The organism is Bradyrhizobium sp. (assembly GCF_049691595.1).
Classification (GTDB): domain Bacteria; phylum Pseudomonadota; class Alphaproteobacteria; order Rhizobiales; family Xanthobacteraceae; genus Bradyrhizobium.
On record NZ_JBAVNZ010000128.1, the window covers coordinates 1 to 6,841 of the forward strand.

The window sequence follows — 6,841 nt, forward strand, 5'->3', positions numbered from 1 at the left end:
GCCCTGGTATTGGCACGGTTTCGATATGTTCTGGTTCGCGGCCGTGATGGTCGTTCTGGTCCCGGGTCTATTGGCTTTCTGTTTCGGCTGGCTGGCGTTCCGCTCCCGCGTCACCGGCGTCTATCTCTCGATCATCACGCAGGCGATGACATACGCTCTGTTGCTCGGCTTCTTCCGCAACGATTTCGGCTTCGGCGGCAACAACGGCCTGACCGATTTCAAGGATATTCTGGGCTTCAACGTGCAGGCCGACGGAACCCGCGCCGCGCTGTTCGCGCTCAGTTGCCTGGCGCTGATCGCAGCCTTCCTGATCTGCCGCGCGGTCGTGACCTCGAAGCTCGGCAAGGTGCTGATCGCGGTCCGCGACGCCGAATCCCGCACCCGGTTCCTCGGCTACCGGGTCGAATCCTACAAGCTGTTCGTGTTCACGCTGTCGGCCTGCATGGCCGGCGTCGCCGGCGCGCTTTATGTGCCGCAGGTCGGCATCATCAACCCTTCCGAATTCGCGCCGGGCAATTCGATCGAGGCGGTGATCTGGGTCGCGGTCGGCGGCCGCGGCACGCTGGTCGGCGCCGCGCTCGGCGCCGTCGTCGTCAACTACGCCAAGACCTACTTCACCTCGGGCCCGCTGGCGCCGTACTGGCTGTTCATGCTGGGCGCGCTGTTCATCCTGGTGACGCTGCTGCTGCCGAAGGGCATCGTCGGCACCTTCGATAGCTGGTGGGAGCCGTGGCAGGCCGACCGCCTCTCGGCCAATGCCGCAAGTGCTGCGCGCGAAGACGGCGTCAGCGAACCGAACCCGGCGGAGTGAGCGCATGAACATCATGGATAGCCGCGCCACTTCCGCCCTGCTTTATCTCGACGGCGTGCACGTCTCGTTCGACGGCTTCCACGCCATCAACAACCTGTCGCTGACGCTCGAGCCCGGCGAGATGCGCGCCGTCATCGGCCCGAACGGCGCCGGCAAGACCACGATGATGGACATCATCACCGGCAAGACCAGGCCGGACGAAGGCACCGTGCTGTTCGACGGCGTCACCGACCTGACCCGGCTCGACGAGACCCGAATTGCCGAACTCGGCATCGGCCGCAAATTCCAGAAGCCGACGGTGTTCGAGAGCCAGACCATCGAGGACAATCTGCTGCTGGCGCTGAACGTCGATCACAGCGTCAGGGGCACGCTGTTCTGGCGCGGCAGCAAGGCCGAGTCCGAACGCATCGCGCGCGTGCTGGAGACGATCCGCCTGAAGGATGCGCGCGGCCGGCTGGCCGGAAGCCTGTCGCACGGCCAGAAGCAATGGCTCGAGATCGGCATGCTGCTGGCGCAGGATCCGAAACTCTTGCTGATCGACGAGCCGGTGGCCGGGATGACCGACGTCGAAACCCATCAGACCGCCGAGCTGTTGAAGGAGATCAACAAGGATAAGACGGTGATGGTCGTCGAGCACGACATGACCTTCGTCCGCGAGCTCGGTGTCAAGGTAACCTGCCTGCACGAAGGCACGGTGCTGGCCGAGGGGACCATCGACCAGGTGTCGTCGAACGATCGCGTGATCGAAGTGTATTTGGGAAGATAGGGCGAATGGCGAGTAGCGAATAGCGAATGGAATCTCCCCTCAACTATTCGCCATTCGCTACTCGCCCTTATGAGGACGTGCCGCATGCTCGACGTGAAAGACATCAGCCTCTATTATGGCGCGGCGCAGGCGCTGCGCGGCGTTTCGCTCGCGGCCGAGCCGGGCAAGGTGACATGCGTGCTTGGCCGCAACGGCGTCGGCAAGACCTCTTTGCTGCGCGCGATGGTCGGCCAGTACCCGATCGCCTCGGGCTCGATCACGCTTAATGGTGACGACATCACGGGACTGAAGCCCTACGAGCGGGCGCGGCGCGGCATCGGCTTCGTGCCCCAGGGCCGCGAGATCTTTCCGCTGCTGACGGTGGAGGAGAACCTGAAGACCGGCTTTGGCCCGCTGAAGCGCGACGACCGCAATATCCCCGACGATGTGTTCGCGCTGTTTCCGGTGCTGCAATCGATGCTCGGCCGCCGCGGCGGCGATCTGTCCGGCGGCCAGCAGCAGCAGCTCGCGATCGGCCGCGCGCTGGTGATGCGGCCGAAACTGTTGCTGCTGGACGAGCCGACCGAGGGTATCCAGCCGTCGATCATCAAGGATATCGGGCGGGCGATCTCCTATTTGCGCAATCTCGGCGACATGGCGATCGTGCTGGTCGAGCAATATCTCGACTTTGCCTGCGAGCTCGGCGACAATTTCGCGGTGATGGACCGGGGCGCGGTGAAATATGCCTGCGACCGCCGCAACCTCGATCCCGCCGAAATCAGCCGCCAGATGGCGCTGTAAAGTTTTTGCGACACGCCGCGCCGAGGCGGTGTCCCAGGGGAGCGTTTGGGGACGGATGCGGACCGAGGCCACGCGCGCAGCTACCTTCGCGGCCAACCGCGCCCAGGGCACGGTGACGTTCGACGTGCGCCTTCAGGACGGCGTCACCCGCCGCGCTGACGTGCACGAATCCGGCTCGCTGCGCGTGCGGTTTCCCTCCCCCGAGGCGGAAGGTCTTTCAGCCGTGTTCGTCAACACCGCCGGCGGCATCGCCGGCGGCGACCGTTTTGATATCGACATTTCGGCCGGGGAGGGTTCGCGGCTGACGTTGACCACGGCGGCAGCGGAGAAGGTCTATCGCGCGCCGGGTCCGGCCGCGCAGCTCAATATCGCCTTGAAAGCCGAGGCCGGCGCGCATCTCGCCTGGCTGCCGCAGGAGACCATCCTGTTCGACCGCGCGCGGATCTCGCGGCGGATCGATATCGATCTCGCGGAAGACGCGTCACTTCTGCTCTGCGAAATCGTGGTGTTCGGCCGCGCGGCGATGGGCGAGCGGATGCGGCACGGCGAATTCGTCGACCGCTGGCGGATGCGCCGCGGCGGCCGGCTGGCCTTCGCCGAGACGGTCCGGCTCGATGGCGATATCGGCGAAAAGCTCGCGAAGCCTGCGATCGCCAATGGCGGCGTCGCCATCGGCACCGCGCTGATCGTGCCCGGCGACGAGGCGGTGGCGGCGCGCATCCGCGAAGCATCGCCATCGTTCGGTGGCGAAGTCGGCATCTCCGCCTGGAATGGGTTTGCAATGGCGCGCTTCTGTGCCCAAGATGCGGCGAGGCTCCGCGCCGACATGATGACGGTGCTCGGCCGCGCCTCGGGCACCGCGTTGCCGCGGCTCTGGCTCAGTTAGATGGCTCAACCGGATCGTTCGGAATGATCAGAGTGCTCGCATGAATTTGTCTCCCCGTGAAAAGGACAAGCTGTTGATCTCGATGGCGGCGATGGTGGCGCGCCGCAGGCTGGAGCGCGGCGTCAAGCTCAACCACCCGGAGGCGATCGCCATCATCTCCGACTTCATCGTCGAGGGCGCGCGCGACGGCCGCACCGTCGCCGAGCTGATGCAGGCCGGCGCGCAGGTCCTGACCCGCGCGCAGGTGATGCCCGGCATCGCGGAAATGATCCACGACATCCAGGTCGAGGCGACATTTCCCGACGGGACAAAACTTGTCACTGTGCACGAGCCGATCAGATGACAACGTCATTCCGGGATGCGCCGAAGGCGCAGACCTCAGATGTGCAATTGCACATCGGGGAATCCAGAGGTTATTATTTCGAGATTCCGGGTTCGCACTTCGTGCGCCCCGGAATGACTTGGGAGAGCGGGCACAATGATTCCAGGCGAATTATTCATCCAGGACGGCGAGATCGAGCTCAATGCCGGCCGCAAGACCGTGACGCTGTCGGTCGCCAACTCAGGCGACCGGCCGATCCAGGTCGGCTCGCACTACCATTTCTTCGAGACCAATCCGGCGCTGAAGTTCGACCGCAGGAAATCCCGCGGCATGCGGCTCGACATCGCCGCCGGCACCGCGGTGCGGTTCGAGCCAGGCCAGACCCGCGACGTGCAACTGGTGGCGCTGGCGGGCAAACGCGTCATTTATGGCTTTCGCGGCGAGGTAAAGGGCAAGTTGTGATCATGTTCGAAGTCGCTGGAGCGAAACCATGTCCGTAAAGATCAAGCGTTCCGTCTATGCCGGCATGTTCGGGCCGACCACCGGCGATAAGGTGCGGCTCGCCGATACCGATCTCATCATCGAGGTCGAGAAGGATTTCACCGTCTATGGCGAGGAGGTGAAATTCGGCGGCGGCAAGGTGATCCGCGACGGCATGGGGCAGTCGCAGGTCACCAACCGGCAGGGCGCGGCCGATACCGTCATCACCAACGCGCTGGTCGTCGACCACTGGGGCATCGTCAAGGCCGACGTCGCGATCAAGGAGGGCATGATCGGCGCGATCGGCAAGGCCGGCAATCCCGACATCCAGCCCGGCGTGACCATCATCATCGGCCCCGGCACCGACGTGATCGCGGGCGAGGGCAAAATCCTCACCGCGGGGGGATTCGACAGCCACATCCATTTCATCTGCCCGCAGCAGATCGAGCACGCGCTGATGAGTGGCGTCACCTCGATGCTGGGCGGCGGCACCGGGCCCTCGCACGGCACATTCGCGACCACCTGCACGCCCGGCCCCTGGCACATGGCGCGGATGATCCAGTCGTTCGACGCCTTCCCGGTCAATCTCGGCATTTCCGGCAAGGGCAACGCGTCGCGCCCGGCGGCGCTGGTGGAGATGATCAAGGCCGGCGCCTGCGCGCTCAAGCTGCATGAGGACTGGGGCACCACGCCGTCGGCGATCGACAACTGCCTGTCGGTGGCCGACGATTACGACGTCCAGGTGATGCTGCATTCCGACACCCTGAACGAGTCCGGCTTCGTCGAGGACACGGTGAAGGCGTTCAGGGGCCGCACTATCCACGCCTTCCACACCGAGGGCGCCGGCGGCGGCCACGCGCCGGATATCATCAAAATTGCCGGCCTGAAGAACGTGCTGCCGTCCTCGACCAATCCGACCCGGCCGTTCACCCGCAACACCATCGACGAGCATCTCGACATGCTGATGGTGTGCCACCACCTCGATCCCGCGATCGCCGAGGATCTGGCGTTCGCCGAAAGCCGCATCCGCAAGGAGACCATCGCGGCGGAGGACATTCTGCACGATCTCGGCGCGCTCTCGATGATGTCGTCGGACTCGCAGGCGATGGGCCGGCTCGGCGAGGTCATCATCCGCACCTGGCAGACCGCCGACAAGATGAAGAAGCAACGCGGCGCGTTGCCGGAGGACAACGGCAACAACGACAATTTCCGCGTCAAGCGCTACATCGCCAAATACACCATCAACCCCGCGATTGCGCACGGCGTCTCAAAGCTGATCGGCTCGGTGGAGAAGGGCAAGCTCGCCGACCTCGTGTTGTGGTCGCCGGCGTTCTTCGGCGTCAAGCCGGACTGCATCATCAAAGGCGGCTCGATCGTGGCGGCGCCGATGGGCGATCCCAACGCCTCCATTCCCACGCCGCAGCCGGTGCACTACCAGAAGATGTTCGCGGCCTGCGGCAAGTCGCTGACGGCGTCCTCGGTGGTGTTCACCTCCAGGGCGGCGATGGCGGGCGGGCTGGCGCGAAAACTCGGCATCGAAAAGAAGCTTTATGCGGTGCAAAACACCCGCGGCGGCATTTCCAAGAAGAGCATGATCCACAACGGCGCCACTCCCAAGATCGAGGTCGATGCCGAGACCTATGAAGTGCGCGCCGACGGCGAACTTTTGACCTGCGCGCCGGCCGAGGTGCTGCCCATGGCGCAGCGCTATTTCATGTTCTAAGGTTGCGCCCGGCCATCGAGCCAAAACAAAACCGGGAGGATATTCGTGATCTATGTCGTTGCCACGCTGACCGTCAAACCCGAAACGCGCGCCGAATTCATCGCGGCCGCCACCGCCTGCATCAGGGAGACCCGAAAAGAACCGGGCAACATCGCCTATGATCTGCACGAGAGCGTCACCGATCCGACCAGGATGGTGTTCGTCGAGCAGTGGCAAAACGCCGAGGCGCTGGTGCCGCATCGCGCCGCCGAGCACATGAAGACGTTCGGCCGCGTCGCCGTGAAATGCTTCTCCGCGCCGCCCAGAATCGAGGTCATCACCCCCGAAAAGGTCGACGTCCGTTGATCGGGGAACGGAGCAAACGTCCATGATCCATGTCGTCGCCAGCACGCAGGCAAAGCCGGAAGCGCGCGACGCCGACATCAAGGGCGAGCGCGACGGCACGGCGAAGAAGTTCTAGGGATGCTCGCATGATCCGCGCCACGCAAGTTCACGGCCAGCATCGCTGGAACGACCCGCCGGCCGATACCGTGGTGCTCGATTTCGACGATCGGCACCGGCGGCGGGTGGCGATGATTGGCACGCGCGGGCTTGAATTCCTGCTCGATCTCGAACACGCCATCGCGCTGCGCGGCGGCGACGCGCTGGTGCTCGACGACGGCCGGCTGATCGAGGTGGTCGCGGCAGCCGAGCCGCTGATCGAAATCCGCGGCGTCGATCCGCAGCATCTGGTGCGCCTCGCCTGGCATCTCGGCAACCGCCATCTGCCGACGCAGATCATGCCGAAGGGCCTGCGCATCCGCAGGGATCACGTCATCGAGGCGATGGTGAAGGGGCTTGGCGCGCGGGTGATCGAGATCGAGGCGCCGTTCGATCCGGAAGGCGGCGCCTATGCCGGTCATGCGGGCGCGGCGGCGGCCGGCGCGCTCCAGCACGCGGCGCATGACCATGGGGCACATGACCACGGTCCCCACCATCACCATGACGACCATCGCCATGACGAGCATTGCGGCCACGACCATCATCACCACTACGACCACTCCCATGCTCATGACCGCAAATGAGCCCGCGCC

General features: G+C 64.8%; 9 protein-coding genes. All 9 read left to right on the forward strand.

What is annotated here, in order from left to right; translation table 11 throughout:
- Positions 1 to 811 (forward strand): urea ABC transporter permease subunit UrtC (gene urtC, locus WCE35_RS05875; protein ID WP_424592408.1); only part of this gene is annotated, 811 nt, incomplete at its 5' end.
- 4 nt (positions 812 to 815) lie between these two features.
- Positions 816 to 1,577 (forward strand): urea ABC transporter ATP-binding protein UrtD, encoded by a 762-nt coding sequence (urtD, locus tag WCE35_RS05880; protein ID WP_424592409.1) that lies wholly within the window; start codon positions 816 to 818, stop codon positions 1,575 to 1,577.
- 84 nt (positions 1,578 to 1,661) lie between these two features.
- Positions 1,662 to 2,357 (forward strand): urea ABC transporter ATP-binding subunit UrtE, encoded by a 696-nt coding sequence (gene urtE / locus WCE35_RS05885; RefSeq protein ID WP_424592410.1) that lies wholly within the window; start codon positions 1,662 to 1,664, stop codon positions 2,355 to 2,357.
- Between the two features lie 55 nt (positions 2,358 to 2,412).
- Entirely contained in the window at positions 2,413 to 3,243 is an 831-nt protein-coding gene (locus WCE35_RS05890; protein ID WP_424592411.1) for an urease accessory protein UreD, read from the forward strand.
- A 40-nt stretch (positions 3,244 to 3,283) separates the two neighbouring features.
- Complete coding sequence (locus WCE35_RS05895) at positions 3,284 to 3,586, forward strand: urease subunit gamma (protein WP_291563643.1); 303 nt, start codon at positions 3,284 to 3,286, stop codon at positions 3,584 to 3,586.
- Positions 3,587 to 3,721: 135 nt separating this feature from the next.
- Positions 3,722 to 4,027 carry an urease subunit beta gene (locus tag WCE35_RS05900; protein WP_424592412.1) on the forward strand — a complete coding sequence of 102 codons (306 nt, stop codon included), beginning with the start codon at positions 3,722 to 3,724 and terminating at the stop codon, positions 4,025 to 4,027.
- 28 nt (positions 4,028 to 4,055) lie between these two features.
- Positions 4,056 to 5,768, forward strand: a complete 1,713-nt coding sequence (gene ureC / locus WCE35_RS05905) for an urease subunit alpha (RefSeq protein WP_424592413.1) — start codon at positions 4,056 to 4,058, stop codon at positions 5,766 to 5,768.
- A gap of 45 nt (positions 5,769 to 5,813) precedes the next feature.
- Entirely contained in the window at positions 5,814 to 6,113 is a 300-nt protein-coding gene (locus tag WCE35_RS05910) for a putative quinol monooxygenase (RefSeq protein ID WP_424592414.1), read from the forward strand.
- Positions 6,114 to 6,238: 125 nt separating this feature from the next.
- On the forward strand, positions 6,239 to 6,832 hold the full coding sequence (locus WCE35_RS05915) for an urease accessory protein UreE (protein ID WP_424592415.1): 594 nt from the start codon (positions 6,239 to 6,241) through the stop codon (positions 6,830 to 6,832).
- Positions 6,833 to 6,841: the final 9 nt, after the last annotated feature.

Bases quoted from the DNA above. Each gene is read 5' to 3' on its own strand.
- urtD (WP_424592409.1), top strand. From the start codon at position 816: ATGAACATCATGGATAGCCGCGCCACTTCCGCCCTGCTTTATCTCGAC.
- urtE (WP_424592410.1), top strand. From the start codon at position 1,662: ATGCTCGACGTGAAAGACATCAGCCTCTATTATGGCGCGGCGCAGGCG.
- WCE35_RS05890 (WP_424592411.1), top strand. From the start codon at position 2,413: ATGCGGACCGAGGCCACGCGCGCAGCTACCTTCGCGGCCAACCGCGCC.
- WCE35_RS05895 (WP_291563643.1), top strand. From the start codon at position 3,284: ATGAATTTGTCTCCCCGTGAAAAGGACAAGCTGTTGATCTCGATGGCG.
- WCE35_RS05900 (WP_424592412.1), top strand. From the start codon at position 3,722: ATGATTCCAGGCGAATTATTCATCCAGGACGGCGAGATCGAGCTCAAT.
- ureC (WP_424592413.1), top strand. From the start codon at position 4,056: ATGTCCGTAAAGATCAAGCGTTCCGTCTATGCCGGCATGTTCGGGCCG.
- WCE35_RS05915 (WP_424592415.1), top strand. From the start codon at position 6,239: ATGATCCGCGCCACGCAAGTTCACGGCCAGCATCGCTGGAACGACCCG.